The following is a 23,045-nucleotide window of genomic DNA, read 5'->3' as shown; positions in this document are numbered from 1 at the left end:
TTGCGGGTTTGCTTGCGCTTGCCAGCGTACTCGGCGTCGGCGAAGGTCATCTGCTTCATCGGGAAACTCGGTGGGTGGGGTCGCGGTATTTTGCCAAATCAGAAAGTCTTTTTCAGAGTTTCCCTAGGCTGACAAGCCAAGCGCTGGATCGCAACCATCCATCACCTTATCCAGCTAGATCTGCCTCCTCCAATAAGTGCCGCACAAATCCCGGCGGGTGCAGATTTCCGGGAGGTTTGCGCCAGATCAGTTGGAGACGCTTTTCAAGCCCCGGGATGGGAAGAGCTACCAGCGCGCCACTGCGAACTTCGTCTTGTACTGCGGAAGCCATCACCAACGACACGCCGAGTCCCGCCCTCACTGCTTGTTTGACTGCCTCGGTGCTGCCTAGCTGCATACCGCTGCGAGGCACGCCCAGTTCGCCAAAGTATTCGGTCAGAAGCCGTCCGGTACCGCTACCCGGTTCACCTCCCAGCATCGGCAGGTCCACCAGACGATCACGTTCTATGCACCCTGCTTCAGCCAGCGCATGGTCGGGGCTGACGATAAGCACCAGCGGCTCGACCCGCCAGAGGCGGTGTTCGAAGTCGGGGTGAGGTAGCCACCATTCCATGATCGCGGCGTCGAGCTGGCCCGCCAGTAGCTGGTCGGCCACATCCGGGTTGGCGGCGATGCGCAGATCCACCTCGCCCCTCTCATTTGCGGTCGTCAGATAGTTGCGCACGAATGGCTGGAGAAGGTAGGTGCCGATGTTGGAGCTGGCCCCGACGCGCTCACGATTGCCATGCAGGGCTTCTAGCGCCCGGGCGTGCATGTCGAGCAAGGCGGTCGCATGCGGCATGAAGGCCAGCGCCCGTGTGGTAGGCTGGCAGCCGCTACGACTGCGCTGCACCAGCGTTACGCCGACCTGCTCTTCAAGCTTCTGCAAGTGCTGCGACACCGTCGGCTGGGCCAGCCCCAACGCCCTCGCCGCGCTCTGAAAACTGCCTGTTTGAACGATCGCTACCAGGCTCTTCAGCCAGACCGGATTCAACATGCGGCAGGCTCGGCCTTGGGCAGACGGTTCGCAGCGTTGATTGGGCGCGCACCTGCCAATACCTGGATGATGTTCTGCGCTGCACAACGTTCAATCTCCAGGCGCACCGCGCGCACTGCCGACCCTATGTGCGGAGTGAACAGCGTATTCGGATGCGCGAGCAGCGCAGGATCGATCAGCCGCGGCCGGTCCGCGCGAGCCCAGTCTTCCATTTCGAATACATCCGCCGCATACCCGCCGAGCTGGCCTCGCTCAAGCGCCGCGAGCACGGCGGCTTCATCCACTACCGAACCACGACAGGGGTTTACAAGCAGAGCGCCCGGCCGTACGAGGGCAAGCAGCTCGGCGTTGACCAGATGCTGGGTATCGGCATTCAAGGGAAGCGCCAGCAGGATGAAGTCCGAGCTGGCGAAGAGTTCGCTGCACGCCACCTGGCGCAGGCCGAGCCGTTGCTCGGTTTGTGTATCCAGAGCCTTCGCCTCGTGGTACTGCAGGGTCGCGCCCCATCCCTGCAAGCGATCAGCCATGGCCAGTCCGATGGCGCCCATGCCAAGGATGCCGACCGTAGCGTTATCCAGCCCCGTGCCGTAGAACTGTGGTTGCCAGCCCTGGAACTCGCCAGAGCGGACGAACGCATCTGCTGCCCGCAGATGCCGCCCCAGCCCCACCGCCAGTCCGATCGCCAGCTCGGCAGTCGGGACCGTCAACAGATCAGGCACGAAGGTCAGCCAGACCCCGCGGGCAGTACAGGCGTCCACATCGAAATTGTCGAAGCCCTTGAGCGCGCAGCCGACTACACGCAGCTCAGGGCAGGCTTGAAGAAAGTCTGCATCGACCCGATCGGGCATGAACGCCATCATCGCCTGAGCATCGCGGCAGCGGCGCAGAATTTCCTCGCGCGTCAGCGTGCTGTCGGTCTGGTTGGTCATCAGCTCGCAATGTGGCGCCAGCAGTTGCAGGATCTCATCGTGTACTCGGTGAGTTATAACGAGTTTCGGCAGCATGGTTTGTCCTATTTGAAACGTTTGCGCAGCACGCCACTGAAGGCGTCTACTAGCGTGACCATGGCCAGGATGACCAGCAGGATTGCTGCAACCTCCTGGTACTGCATGATGCGCAGCGAGCCCATGAGTTCGAAGCCGATACCGCCGGCGCCAACCATGCCCATCACGGTGGAGGCGCGAAAGTTGTATTCCCAGCGGTAGATCGCCACGTCGGCGAACTGCGGCGTCACCTGTGGCAAAACCGCGTGCAGCAGCACTTGCATCGGCGTAGCCCCCGCCGCCCGAGCGGCTTCCACCGGCGCTTCGTCGACGTGCTCGATGGCCTCGGCGAAGAACTTGCCGACCATGCCGACCGAATGCAGACCCAGGGCAAGCACGCCCGGCAAGGCGCCGAACCCTACGGCTGCAACGAAGATGATGCCCATGATCAGCTCCGGCACCGACCGCAGGGCATTGAGCAGCACCCGGGCAACACCGAACACAAGGGGGTGCGGCGCCGTATTGCGCGCTGCAACGAAGGCCACCACCAGCGAGAACACCACTGCGATGGCCGTACCGGCGATGCTCATCGCCAAGGTGTCGATCAAGGGGCGAATCCAGCTTCGATAGCCCGAAAAGTCTGGCGGCATGGCCTCGCCTGCCAGGGTCGCGATGGAGGGCAGCCCGTTCAGCAGCGTGGTGGCATCGAGCAGCCCCACGTACCAGCAGGCCAACAGCACCACTCCGAATACAATCGCCACCTGCCCCAGCTGGCGCCACCAACCGAGGCCGAAGCCTCGAAGGATGTGCTCGCGTTGCTCTGCAGGCAGCGCCTGCACGTCGTAATGAGTAGACATATCGGTGCTCACATCGTGGCGAAGTCGAGGCCGAGCAGCGATCCCATGTTGCGGATCACATCGTAGTCGGCGTCGGTGATTGGCGCGAAGGCCTCGGCCTTGAAGTTGCGCAGCACTTCGGGATCGTCGATACCGACGAATACATCCCGCACCTTGGTTTTCAGCTCGGGGCTCAGGTTCGAGCGCATCGCCCAGGGGTACTGGGGGTATTCGCCGCTGTAACCAAGTACTTTCACCTTGCTCGGATCGATTAGGCCACGTTCGGCTACGTGATTGAAAATTACCTCCGACAGCCCACCCGCATCGGCGTTGCCGTTCGCCACGTTGACGGCAACGGCGTCATGCGTGCCCACAAAATGTTGTTCGTAGTCCTGCCCACCCGTCAAATCGGCCGTCTCAAGAAGCACGGTTTTGGGAATCAAATGGCTGGACGTCGATGCCCGGTCACCATAGGCCATCTTCTTGCCCTTAAGGTCGGCATACTCATTCACGCCTGACGCCACATTGGCGATAATCACCGAGCGATAGGTCGGCTTGCCGTCGATGACCATGGCAGCGAAGGGCTCGATGTCGCTTTTGCTTTTGGCCATGACGTAGGACAGCGGACCGAAATACGCCAGGTCGATACGGCCAAAGCGCATCGCCTCAATCATCGAGGAATAGTCGGTGGTTACGATCAGCTGCACCTTCTTGTCCAGATGCTCTTCCAGATAATCCTTCAGCGGCTGGTTACGCTTGATCAGCTCGGAGGCGTTTTCGTCCGGCAGCAGGGCAACCTTTAGCACATCCGGATCGGCATCGGCCGCTAGGGCGGACAAACTTGAAACAGCGGACAGCAAGCAAGTCAATAAGAGCGCGGATAAGCGTTTCATCGGGACATCTCCAGTGAAGGTTCGAGCATGACAGGTGGTTCAGCCGGAGCATTCGCTGGCTGAGTCGTAGAGCGGCCTGCATAGATGCGCTCAAGCTGCGCATCGGTGAGTTCCGAGGGCGCGGCATCGAAAACAATCTGAGAATCGGCCAGCCCGACGACGCGATCGGCGAAGCGGCGGGCATATTCGAGTTGATGCAGCGAAACGATGGCGGTGATGCCGTCTTCCTTGCAGATGTCGCGCAGCAATCCGAGAACACGGACCGAAGTGGCCGGGTCGAGACTGGCTACCGGCTCATCGGCCAGAATGATCGCCGGCTGTTGCGCTAGCGCACGCGCGATGCCTACCCGCTGCTGCTGGCCACCGGACAGTTTGTCCACCCGGCTTAGCGCCTTGTCTGCCAGACCGACCCGAGCGAGGCAACTGAGCGCAATCTCCTGATCGGCACGCGGCAGAGGAAACAGCGAGCGGAGCGTGTTGTGAAAGGCCAGCCGACCGGTAAGCACATTAGCCAGTGCGCTTTGACGTTCGATTAGCTGGTGGTGCTGAAAGATCATGGCGGTACGCCGACGATGCTGACGCAAGGCCGAGCCGCTGCCGAGTTCACCGAGTTCGCTGGTGACACTGCCGCCAGTGGGCGTGACGAGTCGATTGAGACTACGGAGCAAGGTCGACTTGCCTGCGCCCGAGAGACCAAGCAGCACGGTGAACTCACCACGCCGAAATGCAATCGAGGTATCGCGTAGGGCTGTCACGCCGCCTGGATAGACGACGCTCAACCGGTCGACCCGCAGCACGGCGTCCTGTATCGGATGGGGCGTCATTTGATCACCTTTCGCAATATTGCTGGCCGCACAATTGCGGTTCGCGATGCAAAGGGTAGAAATTCCTTGTTACCGCACTGCTTCTAAAGGATGACATTTCGATGAATACTTCGAATCTGCCGTAGCGGGGCGGCAAGCGAAGCCGTGGAAGAACGGGCGCAACGTAGCGTCTTTCTTCACGCGGGATACAGGAGGCTTTGATTGATACTGCTGCGGATTCGCTACAGTAACGTTGGGCCAGAACGTAATGCCATCCAAGCAAGAGAGCGCACACTAGCGGACTATAGGAGACATTCTATTCTTGCCCGTCGATTGACCTAGGCCGTTATGTGGCTGGTCGAAACCTTCAGGTGCCGCCCAACTAGACGTCTGTTGTCGCGCCCAGCTTAATGCTAGGGAAACTCTGAAGAAGACTTCCAGATTTTGGCAAAATACCCGGATTCCACCCACCGAGTTTCCCGATGAAGCAGATGACCTTCGCCGACGCCGAGTACGCCGGTAAGCGCAAACAAACCCGCAAAGAGTTGTTCCTGATCGAGATGGATCGGGTGGTGCCGTGGAAGGGTTTGATTGCCTTGATCGAGCCGCATTATCCCAAGGGTGAAGGCGGTCGTCCGGCCTATCCGCTGATGGCGATGCTGCGCGTGCACCTGATGCAAAACTGGTTCGGTTACAGCGATCCAGCGATGGAAGAGGCGCTGTACGAGACCACCATCCTGCGCCAGTTCGCGGGGCTGAGCTTGGAGCGTATCCCCGATGAAACCACCATCCTCAACTTCCGTCGTTTGCTGGAGAAGCACGAACTAGCCGCCGGCATCTTGGCTGTCATCAATGGCTATCTGGGCGACCGAGGGCTGTCGCTGCGCCAAGGCACGATCGTCGATGCCACGCTGATCAATGCGCCGAGTTCGACCAAGAACAAGGACGGTAAGCGCGACCCGGAAATGCATCAGACCAAGAAGGGTAACCAGTACTGTGTGTCACGAACACAGGTCAGATGACCTGTGCTGCTGTGCCGAAGATGGAAGTAGGCCTTCCGAAGTCGGCTTGCAGGAGCGGACTTCAAACCACCCGGTGCTGCGGCATCCAAAAGGTGTGGTGGTGAGCGACCGAGGAAAAGTCATCCCTGAGGATGGCAGGTGAGTATGGAGAAGATGAGCGAAAGCAAACCGTCCGATGACGCATCGTTATGCCCAAGGTGCTGCCGAAACTGAGGTGGAGTACTGGCTTCAGGACAAGTCGGGGCGTTACCTGCTTACGGACCCGATGGCAGCCGGTGTATAGGCGGCATGATCTTCATACAGGCTTTGGTACGGAACGTGAGAACCTTGTTCCAGATGCGAAGGAAAATGACAAATGGCCAACACCATGAGGAAGAATACCGATGCTGGAACGAGGGGCGGAGCCTCCCGTAGTAGCGATGAAGCCTCTGTAATGGAGGTGGAGCGAAGGGGCGGCGTTATCCGGCCGACGAGCGTTGCCAACCTCCGGGGATGAGTGGCGTGAGCTCGGCGAAACCTTATGACATAGCGAAACGCACGGTATGGGACGCCTACCAGCAGGTCAGGGCCAACCGCGGTGCTGCCGGCATCGACGATGAAACCATCGCCGATTTCGAGCGGGATCTGTCTAAGAATCTCTACAAGCTGTGGAATCGGATGTCGTCGGGGTCGTACTTCCCGCCTCCGGTCAAGCAAGTAGAAATTCCCAAGGCATCGGGAGGCACGCGCAAGCTGGGAGTGCCCACGGTTGGTGATCGTGTCGCGCAAACCGTGGTCAAGCTTCTCATCGAGCCGGAGCTGGACTCGATCTTCCACTCGGACTCCTATGGGTACCGGCCGGGACGATCAGCGAAGCAGGCGGTGGCGATCACGCGTGAGCGCTGCTGGCGATACGACTGGGTGGTGGAGTTTGATATCAAGGCAGCCTTCGATCAGATCAATCATGGGTTGCTGATGAAGGCGGTGCGCCTGCACATCAAGGAGGACTGGATACTTCTGTACATCGAGCGGTGGCTGGTTGCGCCGTTCGAAACGGATCACGGTATGCGCGTCCGACGCGAACGCGGCACCCCGCAAGGTGGAGTGATCAGTCCCCTCCTGATGAATCTGTTCATGCACTATGCCTTCGACACCTGGATGCAACGTACCAGCCCCAACTGCCCGTTTGCCCGCTACGCCGATGATGCGGTGGTGCACTGCCGCAGTCGAAAGCAAGCGGAGTACGTGATGCGCTCCATTGCTTCACGGCTGGCTGCCTGTGGCTTGACGATGCACCCCGAGAAATCGAAGGTCGTGTACTGCAAGGACAGTAACCGTCGCGCAGGTTATCCGCATGTGAGCTTTACCTTCCTCGGCTTCACCTTTAGGCCGAGGAAGGCGCTCAGCAAACAAGACCAGCTCTTCACGAGCTTCCTTCCGGGAGCGAGTGCGGATGCCTTAAAGCGGATGCGGCAAGCGGTACGCAGGTGGCGACTCAATCGCCAAACCCACGTGACGCTGGTCGACGTGGCTCGGCTCTACAATCCAGTGATACAGGGGTGGTCGCAATACTATGGCTCGTTCTATCGGACAGCCATGCTTGGCATCTTCCAGCACATTGACCGCGCGCTTGAACGCTGGGCCCGACGAAAATACAAGGCTCTTCATAGGCGCAAGCGGCGCATTAGCCAATGGCTGGACAAGATGCGGACTGTGGTACCCCGGCTGTTTCATCACTGGCGAGTGACCGGGCAGCAAGGTTGGATAACGGGAGCCGTATGACGCGAGAGTGTCACGTACGGTTCTGCGAGCGGCTGCGGGGGCAGTTCCCGCGGCCGACTCACCACTTCGGCATGAAGGCGCACATCGGTGTCGATGATGAGTCGGGCTTGGTGCACAGCGTGGTGGGCACGGCGGCCAACGTGGCCGATGTCACCCAGGTCGATAAGCTGCTGCACGGCGATGAGAACATGGTCGGTGCCGACGCGGGTTACACCGGCGTCGAGAAACGCCCTGAACATGAAGGCCGGGGGGTCATCTGGCAGATCGCCGCCCGCCGTAGTACTTACAAGAAGCTTGATAAGCGCAGTGCTTTGTACAAAGCCAAGCGCAAGATTGAGAAGGCCAAGGCTCAGGTACGAGCCAAGGTCGAGCATCCGTTCCGGGTGATCAAGCGCCAGTTCGGTTATGTGAAGGTGCGCTTCCGTGGTCTGGCGAAGAACACGGCGCAACTGATGACGCTGTTCGCGCTGTCGAACCTGTGGATGGCGCGCCGACATTTACTGGCGAATGCAGGAGAGGTGCGCCTGTAATGTGGAAAATGGCTGCCGCGAGGTGCTCGCGGCGGCTAAAAACACAGAAATAAGCGGGTGATCTGAGCGTTTTTGATCGATTTGCCGCTTTTAAAATCGGCAGGGGCTGAAGTCAGCCAGAAATACACAACTACTTCAGACCATCCCTAGGTTCGTCGGATCCTGCCGATGCTATTTACGGGAGCCCAGTGTACGAGCGATTTTGCGAGGAGATTGATAACCTGCTATCGGGCGAAGCGGCAGACACCAATGCCTACGACTATTCGTGTGAAGATTTTGAGGTGACATCTTCGTCGTATGATGAAACCAAAGGCCTACTGGTACTGGAGGTTTCGTTTACTTACTCGGGTGAGCAGGATCAAGATCGTCCATACGCTGGTTGTGAATTTTATCTGGACGTTGAAGTTACGTTGGTGCGGCGCCCTGGTGAGTGGCTATTCGAAGAGGGCTGGGTAGCAGTAACCAAGATTGAGACAGATCAGGATCGCGACCGAGAGGCTGAGCTTGCTGACATGTACGCAGATTACTTGAAGGATAAAAAGCGAACTGATGGCATGTAAGTAAGAGCGCTGCGTGCGCAAAATGGCCGATAGTGGACTCTGGTGATAGCCGCTGTCGGCCAGGAGCAGACATCTGCGAGCTGCAACTCGGACAGTCAGTACCCGCGAATTACCGCGATCATTGAGCCGTGGCTGGGCAGACCGTGACTGGTCGGAAGCTAGGGGCTCGGGTACGCTGGCGACTCCATGAGTTGTAGTGTTAATTCGAATTTATTCTATTTAGCAATTACGAGAGATCAAAAAAATGCAGGGAGGCGATGAAAAAAGCACTCCAGATGTGCTAGATGTTACTCAACTGATACGCATCGAAGCGGTACACAGAGGATTCTTATATCAGCACCTGTATACCGTTGGTTGCTTGCTATTAGCGCAGGCGGCCGCCGTCGATGTGGTGATGGTTGAGCTTGATGAGGATATTGAGCTTGTTACCGATCAGGGACGAATCTATGTGCAGGTTAAGACCCGTTCAAAACCAATCATTCCCAGCGATATTTCAAGCGCCCTAGAGCGTTTTGAAAACCTGCGAAATGAGCATGCTGAGGGGATGCGCAAAGGCGAGGCTGCCTTTGTTATCGTCGCGAACCAAGCACCGAGCGTTCAGTTCCAGCAGACTATCAACGATAAAAAACTCCCCCCTGATGTTCTTTTCGTTTGGCCCCAATCTACTTCTGAACGCCACCCGGCACTTCCGCCCGCCTGGGAGTCGCTAACTGATGCAGCGGCATGGTGTATCGCCCAAGCGGAGAAGCTGAATTTTTCATTGTTGTCCCCGGATTCCCTGATATGGAAGCTAGCCGGACTGGCGCAGCTTGCAGCCACGGGTAGTGCCCCGAACAAACAGCATGCGTTTCACGCCAAAGACCTACCTGCGCTATTTGAGCAACTCATCGTTCAACTACAGGATTTCCCCGCACCTCCAGCGTTTTACAGGCCACAAAAACTGGAGCCATCTCTCGCATCCGACGAGCGTGTACGTATCATTTGCGGATTATCCGGTGCAGGCAAGACAGCGTGGGCAGCGCAGGCAGCTCTACACTGCTCTCAGCTGTGTGCCTACTATGACACCGGCGACCTTCCGGGCCCTGCTCTGGCGAGCACACTGGTTCGTGAGTTGGCAGCGAAATTTGCAACACCGGATCGGGATGGTCTGCGAAAAATCCTGCTGCCGGGCGCCAGTGGTTACGAGGCACTCAGAACATTCGACACATTTCTGGATCAGCAAGGAGCCACCCTGCTGCTGATTTTAGATAATGCGCATCGTGTTCCTGTAGAAAATCTGCGCGATACACTGAATGCAACCAAATGCATTCGTTTCGTCCTGCTGTGCCAGCCCCATGACAACGTCCGCGAGCTGGAAGCTGTTACTGGACTGCAGCGTGAGGCACTTTTGGGGTGGGATATTGATACGGTGGCCGCAGCAGTAGACGATCTCGGTGGCTATGCCACCGCTCAAGGCTACGAGCAACTGCGGACTTATACCGGTGGACTGCCGCTGTATGTTCAGAGCGCTGCAAAAATAGCGGTCACAGAATACGGAGGCAATGTCGATGTGCTGTGCGCTGAACTTCAGCAGCAGGAAAACAGTGTCGAGACTGCGCAGGAAGTCATCCTTACCCGTATTTATCAGGGGTTTGATAAGTTAACTCAGGATTCGCTGGCATTGTTCAGCCTGACTGATGTGGGGTTGAGTCGCGAAGAAGTTTGTGAGCTTCTGGTCAAGTCACTAAATGTATCCACAGGTGGCGCTGCCTCAATTCTTAAGAAAATGCGGGCCACCGGCACCGTTGAGATTTTTGGGAACCAGATGCTGAAGGTACATGACGCCGTCAGAGCACTGGGGCTGCAGCACTTGGAGCTTATGGATCCGGCGGTGGCAAATAACGCACTTATGGCATTGAAAGAGCTGCTGGTCGTGAGCCTTCACAAAACTCGCGACACATCAAGATTCGCGTTGTTGACCCAGGTTTATATCAAACTCAACGATGTCATGACACTCATCGCACTTTCAGGCGAGGAGCTATTTTATGAGATGGGTATTAACGTCGACATACTGGCAAGTCTAGAACGAGCAACGAATTCAGATACACTGGAACCTGTTCATAAATTCTGGGCGTTGGATGGACTAGTTTTCTCTGAGCTTCGAGAAGGCCGTCCTGATAAAATCGTCCAGCGACTTGAGGCCATGGAAGCTCTTCTTATTGAGTATAAGTTTGATTTTCGTGAACAAATTGCATATGCAATGAAACGGATATTATTCTCAGCAGAAAATGGTAACGCATACGAGGTTAAGCGGCTTGTAGAGCAGGCCATCACGAAGTTGCCCGATGCTGAGCATGAACGCATATTTGACTATAACCATGCCATAGCTCTATGGAAGTTAAAGAGATATAAGGAGGCAGAAGCGCTGTGCTGGAAGGTCACTGATGGATATTACGACCTGTTCGGTATTCGTCCGGCAGATGTGATGGGTAAAAATGCGGATGTGCTATGGAAAATTATAAAACGCCCAGAAAATGTTCATGAACATCTCAAACATCTCGCCGACGCACTAGAGTTGTACGCAATAATCCTTCAAGCGCGTGGAAAACCAACGCCATTCATCCGTATTCATTCGATGAAGTTCTACAACATGGCCGGTGCGCCAGAGTCTATGGTGCGGGTCGGCCAGGATTTGGCGGATGAATTTGTCGCCAGGAAAGACTATGAAGGCGCCAGAGAAGTCATGGAGCAGCACGTTTTGCCGATTGTAAATACGGCTGGACTGGTGAACAGGCTGGTTCAGGTACGAAGCCAATATGCGGTGATACTGGCACTATGCGGGCGGCACGATGACGCAGATGCTGAAATGACACGTTTGGGTCCTTATTTTGACGGGTTGACTGGCGAGCAACGTCAGGAAGTTGAAAATCAATCAAATTACATTGCCCAACTCGCCTATGAGGCGTTGAAACCTACTATCGGGCAGATGTTCGGTGCGGTAGGAAGAAATGATCGATGCCCCTGTGGCTCTGGCCTGAAATATAAAAAATGTCATGGGGCTTGACGGCCTAAGACTGAACAGGGCGCGAGCCTCTTCAACATCGCAGAAATGTCTGCTCTTGGCCGAAAACTGACCACTCCAAACGGTCAATGAGCCGGTTCGGCCGTACGCTTGTGTGGTGGGTTATTAGCAGGGAAGCAGTCTTGGAACTCCTTGTAGATGCCTGCCATCATCCCTGTCTCCGGCGGTACACCACTAAGGATCAAAAGCAGATTGCCTGCGATTCCGAGCAGACCATTCGAGTGCTGGATCTCTGCTAAAACCAGCTCTGGCGGAAACCCCCTTCCGTGACGATTAACTGCATGGATGCCTCCATGCACGTAGGAACTCAAAGGTCTCCAAGAGTAATGCTTAAACTCCTTTAGGTGTGCTACCGGAGCGTGCGGAGCTTTCACCTCAATCTCTTCCAACATTTGGCTGAGCATAGGGATTTTGCTTGCCTGCTTTGCCGTCTCATGTGTGAGCTCAGCAAGCATTAAATCCGCCTGACCATCCTTGGCTACATAAAGCACCCACAGTGCGCGAACTAGTGATTCGTACTGTACTCGCAGCAATGCTGCAGCAGAGGTGTACAGCCCTGCTGCCACCAGATGCTTCAGGCCCCGGGCGTGCTCAAATCCTAGACTAGCTAGAGCTTGGGTTGCCTGCAGGCGACTGGAGGCATTGACCAAGGGCAGGGCGAAAAAGCCGACAAGCCTGTCCTCAAGCATGGCCGACCGTGCCAGTAATTCATCGAAGTGCATACAGATGCCCAAGTCAGAGCAGAGTCATGTAGCCAAGGATTCTATCGACACCGGGCAATGACCGCATCTGGCCGATTCCGGCCTGCTACTACCTGGAACTCCCAGCCAAAAGTGGCATCGTGTGTCTCAAAAGCTGGGACGATTCACTACCTGCAGCCATAAACCTATGACGTAGTGGCAGGTTCGGCTCTGGTCGAGGCTTGTTAAGGAGCCGACATCTGCTGTTAGCTGGGCAGCCAATGCCGATGAGCCCGTTGGCCCTAGGTCACGCCGCGGATGCGATTCATTTCTGTTAGACCCGGTATTTCTACCTCTCCCTGGTGATACCCTCACACATCGGTGTCTAGGGGTTGACTTAATGGATAAGGACAGGGTGTATCTATTGTTATGCGCGGCCCAGCCATGCCTATTGGGACATGTCCCCGGGGCTGGACTTCGAAACCAGGTTGATCGCCAAGAGCAACGCGGCCGATGTGCTGGAGCAGCAGTTGTCGAAGCCTGGCTATGTGTGCGCGCCGATCAACCTGGGCTCCAATACCGACCCTTACCAGCCTATCGAGCGCGAATACAGGATCACTCGGCAAACCCTGGAAGTGCTGCTGCGCTACCGGCACCCAGTGACTATCATCACCAAGGGGTCGCTGATCCTGCGCGATCTAGACCTGCTGACCGAGTTGGCCCGCCGGCGCCTGGTGGCGGTGATGATCAGCCTCACCAGCCTGGACGACGAGCTCAAGCGCATCCTGGAGCCGCGCACGGCAGCACCCAAGGCGCGGCTGCGGGCGATTCGGGTGATGCATGACGCGGGTATCCCGGTGGGCGTGCTGTGCTCGCCGATGATTCCGATGATCAACGACAGCGAACTGGAGAGCCTGCTCGCCGAGGCTCACGCGGCCGGTGCACAAAGCGCAGCGTATATGATGCTGCGCCTGCCGTTGGAGGTGGCGCCGTTGTTCGAGGAGTGGTTGGCGGCCCATTACCCGCAGCGTGCGGCCCATGTCATGAGCCTGGTGCGCCAGGTACGCGGTGGTGAGGTCTATGACAGCCGTTTCGGTGTGCGCATGCGGGGTGAGGGGCCTTTTGCTGATCTGCTGGCGCAACGCTTCAGCAAGGCGATCAAGCGATTGGGGCTGAACCGTCGTGAAGGGTTCAACCTGGATTGCACGGCGTTCTGTCCTCCGGGCAGGCAGATGGCATTGCTGTAAACTGAAGAGGAACTCCGCGAAGCACTTGTAGGAATAGTCGCGTTTTGACATCACCGAAACCCGCGATCTAGAGCGGTTCATTCAGTTTGAGTTAAGTTTCGGCGGTTACCTTGTTCCACGAGTGACTGATAAGTCGGCGCCGTGGTTTGTCGGGGTTTTTCCAACTATTCCACTCTCCCGGCGTCGAACAGACTTGAACACTCCCCTGCATTAATCAAGAGGATGAATCATGAGTGACAAGGATAAACAGCCGTTGGCTGCGTCGGCTTCAGCCCCTGTGGCGGAGTCCGCCGATGCAGCGTTGAAGCATATTGTTGACGGCTTTTTGCATTTCCATCACGACGTCTTCCCCCAGCAGGAAGAACTCTTCAAGAAACTCGCCACGGCCCAGAGCCCGCGGGCGATGTTCATTACCTGTGCCGATTCGCGCATCGTGCCTGAGCTGATTACCCAAAGCTCCCCCGGCGACCTGTTTGTGACCCGTAACGTCGGTAACGTGGTGCCTCCCTATGGCCAGATGAACGGTGGTGTCTCCACGGCCATCGAGTACGCAGTGCTCGCCCTTGGCGTACAGCACATTATCGTGTGTGGGCACTCCGACTGCGGCGCCATGCGTGCAGTACTCAACCCTGACAGCCTGGAAAAAATGCCGACGGTCAAGGCATGGCTGCGTCACGCCGAGGTCGCCAAGACCATGGTCCATGACAACTGCGACTGCGCCAATGAAGGCGAGAGCATGAAGGTACTGACCGAAGAAAACGTCATCGCCCAGTTGCAGCATCTGCGCACCCACCCTTCTGTAGCTTCGCGCATGGCCAATGGTCATCTGTTTATCCATGGCTGGATCTACAACATCGAGACCAGTGAAATTCGGGCTTACGATGCGGAACAGTCGGCATTCAGACCGTTGAACGGCACTGAGCCGATCCCATCCGCGACGCCTAGAGCGCGCTTCTAAAACACTTCCCTGCCGGGTAAAGCGGTGGCTGCCATGGATGCAGCCGGGCTTTGCCGTGCCCGGCGAATGCCTCGGGAGAGCCATCATGCGTGCTGCTCAATTGAAAGCTGTACTGCCACGGGAGCTGCTCGCCTCCGTTGTTGTGTTTCTGGTCGCCCTGCCCCTGTGCATGGGGATTGCGATCGCGTCCGGCATGCCGCCGGCCAAGGGGCTGATCACCGGGATCATCGGTGGCTTGGTGGTGGGCTGGTTGGCTGGGTCGCCGCTGCAAGTCAGTGGTCCGGCGGCGGGTTTGGCGGTGTTGGTGTTCGAGTTGGTGCGCCAGCATGGCATGTTGATGCTAGGACCGATCCTGTTGCTGGCGGGCTTCCTGCAACTGGTGGCCGGGCGTCTGCGCCTGGGCTGCTGGTTTCGTGTCACGGCGCCGGCTGTTGTCTACGGCATGCTGGCGGGGATTGGCGTGTTGATTGTGCTATCGCAGATCCATGTGATGCTCGACGGGGCGCCCAAGCCGTCTGGGCTGGATAACCTGGCAGGCTTCCCGGCTGCGGTGGCTGAAGCGATTCCTACCCTCGGTGGAGGGCTCGGTTGGCAGGCGGGTCTGCTCGGTCTGTCGACCATGTTGGTGATGTACGTGTGGGATAAATTCCGTCCACAACAGTTGCGGTTTGTTCCAGGTGCCTTGCTTGGCGTGGGCCTGGCGACCGTCACCAGCCTGGTGCTGGCCTTGCAGGTCAAGCGCGTGGAGGTCCCGGAAAACCTCGCGGACGCTATCGACTGGCTGCGTCCCAGTGATCTGCTGAACCTGGCTGATCCGCAACTGTTGATCGCGGCATTCGCCGTAGCCTTTATCGCCAGTGCTGAAACCCTGTTGTCTGCCGCCGCGGTGGACCGTATGCACAGCGGCCAGCGTTCTGACTTCGATAAGGAGTTGTCTGCCCAAGGTGTCGGCAACATGCTCTGTGGCCTGGTTGGCGCTTTGCCGATGACTGGCGTGATCGTACGCAGCTCGGCCAACGTGCAGGCTGGTGCTACCACGCGGCTGTCGGCGATGTTCCATGGCCTGTGGCTGCTGGGCTTCGTGCTCTTGCTGTCGAGCGTGCTGCAAAGCATTCCGGTCGCTAGCCTGGCGGGTGTGCTGGTGTACACCGGGATCAAGCTGGTGGACGTCAAGGCGTTCAAGGCGCTGGGGCGCTATGGGCGGATGCCGATGTTTACCTATGCGGCCACGGCGCTGGCAATCATCTTTACCGACCTGCTGACTGGTGTGCTGGTGGGCTTCGGGCTGACGTTGCTCAAACTGGCATTCAAGGCTTCGCGACTGAAAGTCAGCCTGATCGACCTGCCCCAGGACGGTGAGATGGAGTTGCGCTTGACGGGGGCGGCGACCTTTCTGAAAGTGCCGGCGCTGACTCAGGTACTGTCGACGGTGCCTGCGGGAACCACGTTGCATGTGCCGCTGAGCAACTTGAGTTACATCGACCATTCATGCCTGGAGTTGCTGGAGGAGTGGGGCCGGGCCAATGCGGCCAAGGGCTCGACACTGGTGATCGAGGCTCGCGGGTTGAAGCGCCGATTGGAAGGCCGGGTGCGCACGACGGTGGGGATCGGGTCAGCGCCGTCTACTCCCTGACGAACCCGATCAAAAATGTGGGAGGGGGCTTGCCCCCTCCCACATTTGATCTTGGTAAGCCGGACGATTTACGCCATCTGATCCAACGTCAACTCAACGCCAAGTTGGCGCGACAGGCATGGCCAGCGCTTCCACGCCGCTTCTGTTTGCGGGCTTTTGAGCTGTTCGCGGTACGCCTCGACCGACTCCAGCGCAAAGCTGTCTTCGTTGAGCATTTCATCCACCGCGTGGTGTACGGCTTCATCCAATTGGTTGGCGAATTTTTCGCCGATCAATCGATGAGCAATGACGTTGGCAACGGTGGTATCCGCCGGAATCAACGGTTGGCCGAAGTGCTTGATATACAGATCGTTGACCTCCTCCACTAAACGATGGGCCAGGTAGGCCTCGTCCAGCAGGCCGTCGAGCCCTTCATGACCCGCCAGGATCGCGGGCGGCTGCAGGAAAAAATGTTCGGCGATCTTAAGCACGGGTTTGATCTGGCTTTCGATACCGGCTTCGCGGGCCACGTCGTTGGCGGCTTCCAGCAACTCCGGGACGAGTTCGATGTAGGCAGTGACAAAACGGGTCATGACTTGGGTGCTATCACCGTCAGCCAGGGAAATGGCCGAATGCAGGTGCGGCAATTGTTTTTCCAGCTGGGTGGCAAGCTGGCCAGTGCTGGCTTCGTGTTGATGGGCACGGGAAATCTGCTCGCGCAATGCGGCGGTGTTCATGAAGGCTCCAGTGAAGCAGGCGTAGGAAAAGGGAGAGGAAAAGGTAGCTCGTTTATACGAGCACCTAAGACGCATTTGTCATAATTATTTCATGGTTATGCATGTGTGTTATATCGAAATGCCATCGTTCGTCGGATAAACGTTTGCGCCCCCGGTTTTATTGGGGCCGCCGGTCTGTTTTCGCTCATTTCCCCCTACACATTGCGGGGTTGCCCTGGCTGTCTATACTCGTTTTTGTACGCAATTAGCTGATGACGCCCAACTGCATGACGCAGGCAAGGCTTGGCGGTTGTAAGCAGTATGGAAGCCGCTCCCTTCGCCGCAGGTGCAAACCGGCGGGATAACAAGAAACATAAAGGGGAACCCGCAATGACGCGACATCCACACGTTTGGATGGGCCTACTGTTGTGGTCGGTATTCGGCCAGGCGCACGCCGCCTGGACAACGAATATGGCGCCAGGGGCTACTGAAGTCAGTCACGCTGTGTTTGACCTGCACATGACCATTTTCTGGATTTGTGTGGTGATCGGCATTGTCGTGTTTGGCGCGATGTTCTGGTCGATGATCCTGCACCGCCGGTCTACGGGCCAGGTAGCAGCCAAGTTCCACGAAAGCACTACCGTGGAAATCCTCTGGACTGTGGTGCCCCTGCTGATCCTGGTGGCCATGGCCATCCCGGCGACCAAGACCCTGATCAACATCTACGACAGCAGTGAGTCGGATATCGATATCCAGGTCACCGGCTACCAGTGGAAGTGGCATTACAAATACCTGGGCCAGGATGTGGAGTTCTTCAGCAACCTGGCCACGCCCGCCGAGCAGATCCATAACCAGGCCACCAAGGGCGAACATTACCTGTTGGAAGTCGACCAGCCGTTGGTGTTGCCAGTGGGCGCCAAGGTGCGCTTTCTGGTGACCGCCGCCGACGTGATCCACTCCTGGTGGGTGCCGGCCTTTGCGGTCAAGCGCGACGCCATCCCCGGCTTCGTCAACGAGGCTTGGACACGCGTCGAGAAACCCGGCATCTACCGTGGCCAGTGCGCTGAACTGTGCGGCAAGGACCACGGCTTCATGCCCATCGTGGTCGAGGTCAAGTCCAAGGCCGACTACGACACCTGGATTGGCGAGCGCAAGGAGGAAGCAGCCAAACTCAAGGAGCTGACCTCCAAAGAGTGGACGCTGGACGAGTTGGTGGCCCGTGGTGACAAGGTCTACCACACCACCTGCATCGCCTGTCACCAGGCCGAAGGCCAAGGCTTGCCGCCGATGTTCCCGCCGCTCAAGGGTTCTAAAATCGCCACCGGGCCTGCGGCCGATCACCTGAGTCTGGTCTATCACGGCAAACCCGGCACCGCGATGGCTGCGTTCGGCAAGCAGCTTTCGGAAGTGGATATCGCCGCCGTGGTCACCTACGAGCGTAACGCCTGGGGCAATAACAAAGGCGACATGGTTACGCCCAAAGACGTGCTGGCTCTGAAACAGGCGGAAAGCAAATGACTACCTACATTGCGAATGCCCTGAATCGCCCCGCTTACTCGCTTGCAGGAGAACGGCCATGAGCACTGTGATCGACCATGGTCATGCCGACCACGCCCACGGCCCCGCCAAAGGCTTGATGCGCTGGGTGCTGACCACCAACCACAAAGACATCGGTACGATGTACCTGTGGTTCGCCTTCACCATGTTCCTGCTCGGCGGCTCGTTCGCCATGGTGATCCGCGCCGAGCTGTTCCAGCCGGGCCTGCAGATCGTGCAACCGGCGTTTTTCAACCAGATGACCACCATGCATGGCCTGATCATGGTGTTCGGCGCGGTGATGCCGGCGTTCGTCGGCCTGGCCAACTGGATGATCCCGCTGATGATCGGCGCGCCGGACATGGCCCTGCCACGCATGAACAACTTCAGCTTCTGGTTGCTGCCTGCGGCATTCCTGCTGCTGGTCTCCACCTTGTTCACGCCCGGTGGCGGGCCGAACTTCGGCTGGACCTTCTATGCCCCCCTTTCCACCACCTATGCGCCGGAAAGCGTGACGTTCTTCATCTTTGCCATCCACCTGATGGGCATCAGTTCGATCATGGGCGCGATCAACGTGGTCGCCACCATCCTCAATCTGCGCGCGCCGGGCATGACCCTGATGAAAATGCCGCTGTTCGTGTGGACCTGGCTGATCACTGCATTCCTGCTGATCGCAGTGATGCCGGTGCTGGCGGGTTGCGTAACGATGATGCTGATGGATATCCACTTCGGTACCAGTTTCTTCAGTGCGGCCGGTGGCGGGGATCCGGTGCTGTTCCAGCATGTGTTCTGGTTCTTCGGCCACCCCGAGGTGTACATCATGATCCTGCCGGCCTTCGGTGCCGTCAGCTCGATCATCCCGACCTTCTCGCGCAAGCCGCTGTTCGGGTACACCTCGATGGTCTACGCCACGGCGAGCATCGCGTTCCTGTCGTTCATCGTGTGGGCGCACCACATGTTCGTGGTGGGTATCCCGCTGGTGGGTGAGTTGTTCTTCATGTACGCCACCCTGCTGATCGCCGTGCCCACGGGGGTGAAGGTGTTCAACTGGGTCAGCACCATGTGGCAAGGCTCGTTGACGTTCGAGACGCCGATGCTGTTTGCGGTGGCCTTCGTGATCCTGTTCACCATTGGCGGTTTCTCGGGACTGATGCTGGCGATTGCCCCGGCGGATTTCCAGTACCACGACACCTACTTCGTGGTGGCGCACTTCCATTACGTACTGGTGCCCGGCGCGATCTTCGGGATCTTCGCCTCGGCCTACTACTGGCTGCCGAAATGGACCGGCCACATGTACGACGAAACCCTGGGCAAGCTGCACTTCTGGCTGTCCTTTGTGGGCATGAACATGGCGTTCTTCCCAATGCACTTTGTGGGGCTGGCCGGTATGCCACGCCGGGTGCCGGACTACAACCTGCAGTTCGCTGACTTCAACATGGTCTCGTCCATCGGTGCATTCATGTTTGGTGCCACGCAAATCTTTTTCCTGTTCATTGTCATCAAGTGCATTCGCGGTGGCCCACCGGCACCGGCCAAGCCGTGGGATGGCGCTGAGGGCCTGGAATGGAGCGTGCCTTCGCCGGCGCCGTATCACACCTTCACTACGCCGCCGGAGGTCAAGTGAATACCCGGTTCGCTATACCTACACATACCCCCTGTGGGAGCGGGCTTGCTCGCGAAAGCGGTGTATCAGTCGCCGCAGGTGGCGCCTGGCTTACCGCATTCGCGAGCAAGCCCGCTCCCATATTGACCGAGTTCGGCTCGGGTGATCGTCATGGCTGACTCCGTACCCATCAAACGCCTTGTCACCCGCCTGTTGATCCTGGTGCTGGCAATGTTCGCCTTCGGCTTTGCCCTGGTGCCGATCTACGACGTGATGTGCAAGGCATTCGGCATCAATGGCAAAACCGCCGGGCAGTACGAGGGTGAACAAGTCGTCGACCCCTCGCGCCAGGTGCGGGTGCAGTTTCTGTCCACCAATGCCATCGACATGGTCTGGGAGTTTCATTCAAAGGCCGATGAGATCGTGGTCAATCCTGGGGCGGTCAACGAGATGTTGTTCGTGGCCTACAACCCCACCGATAAGCCGATGACCGCCCAGGCGATCCCGAGTATCTCCCCGGCCGAAGCGGCGATGTACTTCCACAAGACCGAATGCTTTTGCTTCACCCAGCAAGTGCTGCAGCCAGGCGAGCGTATCGAGATGCCGGTGCGTTTTATCGTCGACCGCGCCATGCCCAAGGATGTGAGGCATTTGACCCTGGCGTACACGTTGTTCGATATCACTGCGCGTCAACCGCCGGTGGCTGCGAACGGCGGCGGCTAGCTACTGTTTGCCCCCTCAATCAGGAGAGCGAATACATGTCGACTCATGATACGTACTACGTACCAGCGCAAAGCAAATGGCCGATAATTGCCACGATCGGCATGCTGGTCACCGTGTATGGCCTGGCCGTGTGGTTCAACGACTTGAAGGCAGCACGCCCGGAATCCCACGGGCCGTGGATCTTTTTCGTGGGCGGATTGTTGCTGGCCTACATGCTCTTCGGCTGGTTTGGCGCGGTGATCAAGGAGAGCCGCGCCGGGCTGTACAGCGCACAGATGGACCGCTCGTTCCGCTGGGGCATGACCTGGTTCATCTTTTCGGAGGTGATGTTCTTTATCGCGTTCTTCGGTGCGCTGTTTTATGTGCGGCACATGTCGGCGCCATGGTTGGCAGGTGAAGGCTCCAAGGGCGTTGCGCATATGCTGTGGCCAAACTTCGAGTTCGCCTGGCCGTTGCTCAATAACCCTGACCCCAAGCTCTATCCTGCGCCTGAAGGCACCATCAGCCCGTGGGGGCTGCCGTTGGTCAACACCATTCTGCTGGTCAGTTCCAGCGTGACCATCACCATCGCCCATCATGCCCTGCGCAAAGGCCATCGCGGTGCGCTGAAAATCTGGCTGGCGATCACGGTGTTGTTGGGCCTGGCGTTTCTCGGGTTCCAGGCCGAGGAGTACATCCACGCCTATAAAGAATTGGGCCTGACCCTGGGCTCAGGCGTTTACGGCGCGACCTTCTTCATGCTCACCGGCTTTCACGGCGCCCACGTCACTATCGGCACCATCATTCTGTTTGTGATGCTGATGCGCATCCTGCGTGGGCATTTCAATGCCGAGCACCAGTTCGGTTTCGAGGCGGCCAGTTGGTATTGGCACTTTGTGGATGTGGTGTGGATCGGGCTGTTTTTCTTCGTCTATGTGCTGTGAGGCGGCTTACCACGGCGCATGAGAGACCAGTTGGCCGCTGAAGAAACCCCAGGCGATCAAGCCTACGGTGATCACGGCCAGTACCACACGCACGGTCAAGGCAGTGACGAGGCGGTTGGAGTTGCCCTCGTCCTTGACCAAAAAGAACAAGCCACTGAACAGGCTCACGACAGTCGCGATCAGCATCAGGGCAATGGCTGCTTTGAGCATGGTCTGGCTCCAGGGCTACAGGGGGAGGGGCGATGAAATCCAGTATAGCCAGTGCCATGCAGCGCTTTCGTCCGGGTATCGCGCCGACGCTGGTGGTGCTGGTGTTGCTGCCATTGATGGTGTGCCTGGGGTTCTGGCAACTGTCCCGTGGGCATGAAAAACAGCTGCTGGTGGACCGTTATGCCGAGCGCCGCGCCGCAGAACCGGTGAGCAGTGCGCAGCTCAATGACATGGCCGACCCAGCCTTTCGCCGCGTTCATCTTCGTGGTCAATTCGATGCCGAGCACAGCGTATTGCTGGATAACCGTATGCGCGACGGCAAGGCCGGTGTCGAGCTGCTGCAGCCCTTCCATGATCAGGCCAGCGGCCTGTGGCTATTGCTCAACCGCGGCTGGCTGCCGTGGCCGGACCGGCGCACGCCGCCGACCTTTTCCACTCCTGAACACGTACTGAATCTCGATGCCTGGGTGTACGTCGCCCCTGGCGAGACCTTCCAACTGCATGCCGACCCTGCAAGTGCGCAATGGCCACGTCTGCTTACCGCATTGCACCCCGCCGCGCTGTGGAGCGAGCTGGGGCGTAGCGGTTTTTCCTACGAGCTGCGTGCCGAAGCAGGCCCCGGTACGTACGAAACCACCTGGCCAATAGTCGCTATGGGCCCGGAAAAACACCTGGCCTACGCGGTGCAGTGGTTCGCCATGGCACTGGCACTGCTGGTGCTTTACCTCTACCTCGGATGGCACAATAAAAAGGAGAAGCCCCATGGGAGCGGCCATGAATCCACCCAGCACGTCTGAGACGCCCGACCGGCGCAAAGGCCGCTGGCAGTTGATTTTGATCCTGATGATGGTGATCGGCCCGATGGTGCTGGCGACCTTCATGTACAAATTGCAGTTCTGGGTGCCGGACAGCCGCAGCTACCACGGCGAACTGATCGGCAACGGCCAGACCCGTGCCGATATCGGCGTGCAGGCCGATCAAGACCGCTGGCAGCTACTGGTCACCGCGCCCACGGCGTGCGCCAACGACTGCCAACAACTGGTTTACCTGGCACGTCAGCTGCAAATCAGCCTGGGTCGGGATGCGTACCGCGCCAGCCATGCCCTGGCCGGTGCGCAACCGCTGAGCACCGAATACGAGGCCAAGCTCAAGGCCGAATACCCACAACTGCAGCGCTACTCGCTGGATCTATCGACCTTTACCAGGAACGCTGCCGCGCCCGGCGAGGCGCAACTGTGGATCATCGACCCCCACGGCAACCTGGTACTGCGCTACGACGCCAGGGTCAAGGGCAAGGACTTGCTCAACGACCTGCGCCTGCTGCTGAAACTGTCGAACATCGGATAAGGGTA

The 23,045-nt window shown here is 58.2% G+C and carries 19 protein-coding genes and 3 pseudogenes; 14 read left to right on the top strand and 8 right to left on the bottom strand.

Going from position 1 to position 23,045, the window contains the following annotated elements; translation table 11 throughout:
- Window positions 1–166: 166 nt before the first annotated feature.
- The 5 genes from JFT66_RS27755 to phnC are packed head-to-tail and all read right to left on the bottom strand — an operon-like array spanning window position 167 to window position 4,572.
- Window positions 167–1,036, bottom strand: coding sequence for a LysR family transcriptional regulator (locus JFT66_RS27755; RefSeq protein WP_010466239.1), 870 nt, complete (start codon window positions 1,034–1,036; stop codon window positions 167–169).
- A complete protein-coding gene (gene ptxD / locus JFT66_RS27750) occupies window positions 1,030–2,040 on the bottom strand; it encodes a phosphonate dehydrogenase PtxD (RefSeq protein ID WP_003118429.1) in 1,011 nt (336 codons plus the stop codon). Before ptxD ends, JFT66_RS27755 begins: the two co-directional genes overlap by 7 nt.
- A gap of 8 nt (window positions 2,041–2,048) precedes the next feature.
- On the bottom strand, window positions 2,049–2,876 hold the full coding sequence (gene phnE / locus JFT66_RS27745) for a phosphonate ABC transporter, permease protein PhnE (RefSeq protein WP_010466252.1): 828 nt from the start codon (window positions 2,874–2,876) through the stop codon (window positions 2,049–2,051).
- An 8-nt stretch (window positions 2,877–2,884) separates the two neighbouring features.
- Complete coding sequence (phnD, locus tag JFT66_RS27740; RefSeq protein WP_010466255.1) at window positions 2,885–3,748, bottom strand: phosphate/phosphite/phosphonate ABC transporter substrate-binding protein; 864 nt, start codon at window positions 3,746–3,748, stop codon at window positions 2,885–2,887.
- Complete coding sequence (phnC, locus tag JFT66_RS27735; protein WP_003118432.1) at window positions 3,745–4,572, bottom strand: phosphonate ABC transporter ATP-binding protein; 828 nt, start codon at window positions 4,570–4,572, stop codon at window positions 3,745–3,747. The genes phnD and phnC overlap by 4 nt, the downstream gene beginning before the upstream one ends.
- 461 nt (window positions 4,573–5,033) lie before the next feature.
- Here phnC and JFT66_RS27730 point away from each other — a divergent pair.
- From JFT66_RS27730 to JFT66_RS27710, 5 genes and pseudogenes are all read left to right on the top strand, one after another.
- Window positions 5,034–5,546, top strand: a pseudogene (locus JFT66_RS27730) (IS5-like element ISPre1 family transposase); the annotation flags it as partial.
- A gap of 519 nt (window positions 5,547–6,065) precedes the next feature.
- A complete protein-coding gene (gene ltrA / locus JFT66_RS27725) occupies window positions 6,066–7,334 on the top strand; it encodes a group II intron reverse transcriptase/maturase (protein ID WP_010466266.1) in 1,269 nt (422 codons plus the stop codon).
- 59 nt (window positions 7,335–7,393) lie between these two features.
- A pseudogene (locus tag JFT66_RS27720) lies at window positions 7,394–7,864 on the top strand (IS5 family transposase); the annotation flags it as partial.
- A gap of 188 nt (window positions 7,865–8,052) precedes the next feature.
- The gene (locus JFT66_RS27715; protein WP_051488632.1) at window positions 8,053–8,424 is read left to right on the top strand and encodes a hypothetical protein; all 372 of its coding nucleotides are present in this window, start codon (window positions 8,053–8,055) and stop codon (window positions 8,422–8,424) included.
- Between the two features lie 244 nt (window positions 8,425–8,668).
- Window positions 8,669–11,467, top strand: coding sequence for an SEC-C metal-binding domain-containing protein (locus JFT66_RS27710; RefSeq protein WP_033987773.1), 2,799 nt, complete (start codon window positions 8,669–8,671; stop codon window positions 11,465–11,467).
- A gap of 83 nt (window positions 11,468–11,550) precedes the next feature.
- Here JFT66_RS27710 and JFT66_RS27705 read toward each other — a convergent pair whose 3' ends face one another.
- Window positions 11,551–12,207, bottom strand: coding sequence for a DUF6988 family protein (locus JFT66_RS27705; RefSeq protein WP_090401280.1), 657 nt, complete (start codon window positions 12,205–12,207; stop codon window positions 11,551–11,553).
- 371 nt (window positions 12,208–12,578) lie between these two features.
- Here JFT66_RS27705 and JFT66_RS27700 point away from each other — a divergent pair.
- From JFT66_RS27700 to JFT66_RS27690, 3 genes and pseudogenes are all read left to right on the top strand, one after another.
- Window positions 12,579–13,412 (top strand): annotated as a pseudogene (locus tag JFT66_RS27700) (PA0069 family radical SAM protein); the annotation flags it as partial.
- Window positions 13,413–13,641: 229 nt separating this feature from the next.
- Window positions 13,642–14,370: a carbonic anhydrase gene (locus tag JFT66_RS27695; protein ID WP_034116632.1), complete on the top strand. Its 729-nt coding sequence runs from the start codon at window positions 13,642–13,644 to the stop codon at window positions 14,368–14,370.
- 85 nt (window positions 14,371–14,455) lie between these two features.
- The gene (locus JFT66_RS27690) at window positions 14,456–16,003 is read left to right on the top strand and encodes a SulP family inorganic anion transporter (RefSeq protein ID WP_198860518.1); all 1,548 of its coding nucleotides are present in this window, start codon (window positions 14,456–14,458) and stop codon (window positions 16,001–16,003) included.
- Window positions 16,004–16,071: 68 nt separating this feature from the next.
- On the opposite strand, the gene JFT66_RS27685 is transcribed toward JFT66_RS27690, so the two are convergent.
- Complete coding sequence (locus tag JFT66_RS27685) at window positions 16,072–16,719, bottom strand: hypothetical protein (RefSeq protein ID WP_034116634.1); 648 nt, start codon at window positions 16,717–16,719, stop codon at window positions 16,072–16,074.
- Between the two features lie 369 nt (window positions 16,720–17,088).
- On the opposite strand from JFT66_RS27685, the gene coxB reads away from it, so the two are divergent.
- The 4 genes from coxB (at window position 17,089) to JFT66_RS27665 (ending at window position 21,483) form a co-directional block, all read left to right on the top strand.
- Window positions 17,089–18,216: a cytochrome c oxidase subunit II gene (gene coxB / locus JFT66_RS27680; protein WP_198860517.1), complete on the top strand. Its 1,128-nt coding sequence runs from the start codon at window positions 17,089–17,091 to the stop codon at window positions 18,214–18,216.
- Between the two features lie 58 nt (window positions 18,217–18,274).
- Window positions 18,275–19,858, top strand: coding sequence for a cytochrome c oxidase subunit I (gene ctaD / locus JFT66_RS27675; protein ID WP_003187339.1), 1,584 nt, complete (start codon window positions 18,275–18,277; stop codon window positions 19,856–19,858).
- Window positions 19,859–20,008: 150 nt separating this feature from the next.
- Window positions 20,009–20,560: a cytochrome c oxidase assembly protein gene (locus JFT66_RS27670; protein WP_034116636.1), complete on the top strand. Its 552-nt coding sequence runs from the start codon at window positions 20,009–20,011 to the stop codon at window positions 20,558–20,560.
- A 35-nt stretch (window positions 20,561–20,595) separates the two neighbouring features.
- Window positions 20,596–21,483, top strand: coding sequence for a cytochrome c oxidase subunit 3 (locus JFT66_RS27665; protein WP_034116637.1), 888 nt, complete (start codon window positions 20,596–20,598; stop codon window positions 21,481–21,483).
- 6 nt (window positions 21,484–21,489) lie between these two features.
- On the opposite strand, the gene JFT66_RS27660 is transcribed toward JFT66_RS27665, so the two are convergent.
- Window positions 21,490–21,693: a twin transmembrane helix small protein gene (locus tag JFT66_RS27660; RefSeq protein WP_032878566.1), complete on the bottom strand. Its 204-nt coding sequence runs from the start codon at window positions 21,691–21,693 to the stop codon at window positions 21,490–21,492.
- A 32-nt stretch (window positions 21,694–21,725) separates the two neighbouring features.
- On the opposite strand from JFT66_RS27660, the gene JFT66_RS27655 reads away from it, so the two are divergent.
- Both JFT66_RS27655 and JFT66_RS27650 read left to right on the top strand, forming a co-directional pair.
- Complete coding sequence (locus JFT66_RS27655; RefSeq protein ID WP_034116638.1) at window positions 21,726–22,490, top strand: SURF1 family protein; 765 nt, start codon at window positions 21,726–21,728, stop codon at window positions 22,488–22,490.
- Window positions 22,456–23,040 carry a hypothetical protein gene (locus tag JFT66_RS27650; RefSeq protein WP_198860516.1) on the top strand — a complete coding sequence of 195 codons (585 nt, stop codon included), beginning with the start codon at window positions 22,456–22,458 and terminating at the stop codon, window positions 23,038–23,040. Before JFT66_RS27655 ends, JFT66_RS27650 begins: the two co-directional genes overlap by 35 nt.
- Window positions 23,041–23,045 lie beyond the last annotated feature (5 nt).

It is taken from the genome of Pseudomonas sp. MF6755, from assembly GCF_016405635.1.
Classification (GTDB): Bacteria; Pseudomonadota; Gammaproteobacteria; order Pseudomonadales; family Pseudomonadaceae; genus Aquipseudomonas; species Aquipseudomonas haemolytica.
This window is presented reverse-complemented; position numbering and strand designations above follow the sequence as displayed.

Bases quoted from the DNA above. Each gene is read 5' to 3' on its own strand.
- JFT66_RS27670 (WP_034116636.1), top strand. From the start codon at position 20,009: ATGGCTGACTCCGTACCCATCAAACGCCTTGTCACCCGCCTGTTGATC.
- JFT66_RS27665 (WP_034116637.1), top strand. From the start codon at position 20,596: ATGTCGACTCATGATACGTACTACGTACCAGCGCAAAGCAAATGGCCG.
- ptxD (WP_003118429.1), bottom strand. From the start codon at position 2,040: ATGCTGCCGAAACTCGTTATAACTCACCGAGTACACGATGAGATCCTG.
- ctaD (WP_003187339.1), top strand. From the start codon at position 18,275: ATGAGCACTGTGATCGACCATGGTCATGCCGACCACGCCCACGGCCCC.
- JFT66_RS27685 (WP_034116634.1), bottom strand. From the start codon at position 16,719: ATGAACACCGCCGCATTGCGCGAGCAGATTTCCCGTGCCCATCAACAC.
- JFT66_RS27710 (WP_033987773.1), top strand. From the start codon at position 8,669: ATGCAGGGAGGCGATGAAAAAAGCACTCCAGATGTGCTAGATGTTACT.
- JFT66_RS27705 (WP_090401280.1), bottom strand. From the start codon at position 12,207: ATGCACTTCGATGAATTACTGGCACGGTCGGCCATGCTTGAGGACAGG.
- JFT66_RS27650 (WP_198860516.1), top strand. From the start codon at position 22,456: ATGGGAGCGGCCATGAATCCACCCAGCACGTCTGAGACGCCCGACCGG.
- JFT66_RS27655 (WP_034116638.1), top strand. From the start codon at position 21,726: ATGAAATCCAGTATAGCCAGTGCCATGCAGCGCTTTCGTCCGGGTATC.
- phnE (WP_010466252.1), bottom strand. From the start codon at position 2,876: ATGTCTACTCATTACGACGTGCAGGCGCTGCCTGCAGAGCAACGCGAG.
- phnD (WP_010466255.1), bottom strand. From the start codon at position 3,748: ATGAAACGCTTATCCGCGCTCTTATTGACTTGCTTGCTGTCCGCTGTT.
- JFT66_RS27660 (WP_032878566.1), bottom strand. From the start codon at position 21,693: ATGCTCAAAGCAGCCATTGCCCTGATGCTGATCGCGACTGTCGTGAGC.
- ltrA (WP_010466266.1), top strand. From the start codon at position 6,066: ATGAGTGGCGTGAGCTCGGCGAAACCTTATGACATAGCGAAACGCACG.
- phnC (WP_003118432.1), bottom strand. From the start codon at position 4,572: ATGACGCCCCATCCGATACAGGACGCCGTGCTGCGGGTCGACCGGTTG.
- JFT66_RS27755 (WP_010466239.1), bottom strand. From the start codon at position 1,036: ATGTTGAATCCGGTCTGGCTGAAGAGCCTGGTAGCGATCGTTCAAACA.
- JFT66_RS27690 (WP_198860518.1), top strand. From the start codon at position 14,456: ATGCGTGCTGCTCAATTGAAAGCTGTACTGCCACGGGAGCTGCTCGCC.
- JFT66_RS27695 (WP_034116632.1), top strand. From the start codon at position 13,642: ATGAGTGACAAGGATAAACAGCCGTTGGCTGCGTCGGCTTCAGCCCCT.
- coxB (WP_198860517.1), top strand. From the start codon at position 17,089: ATGACGCGACATCCACACGTTTGGATGGGCCTACTGTTGTGGTCGGTA.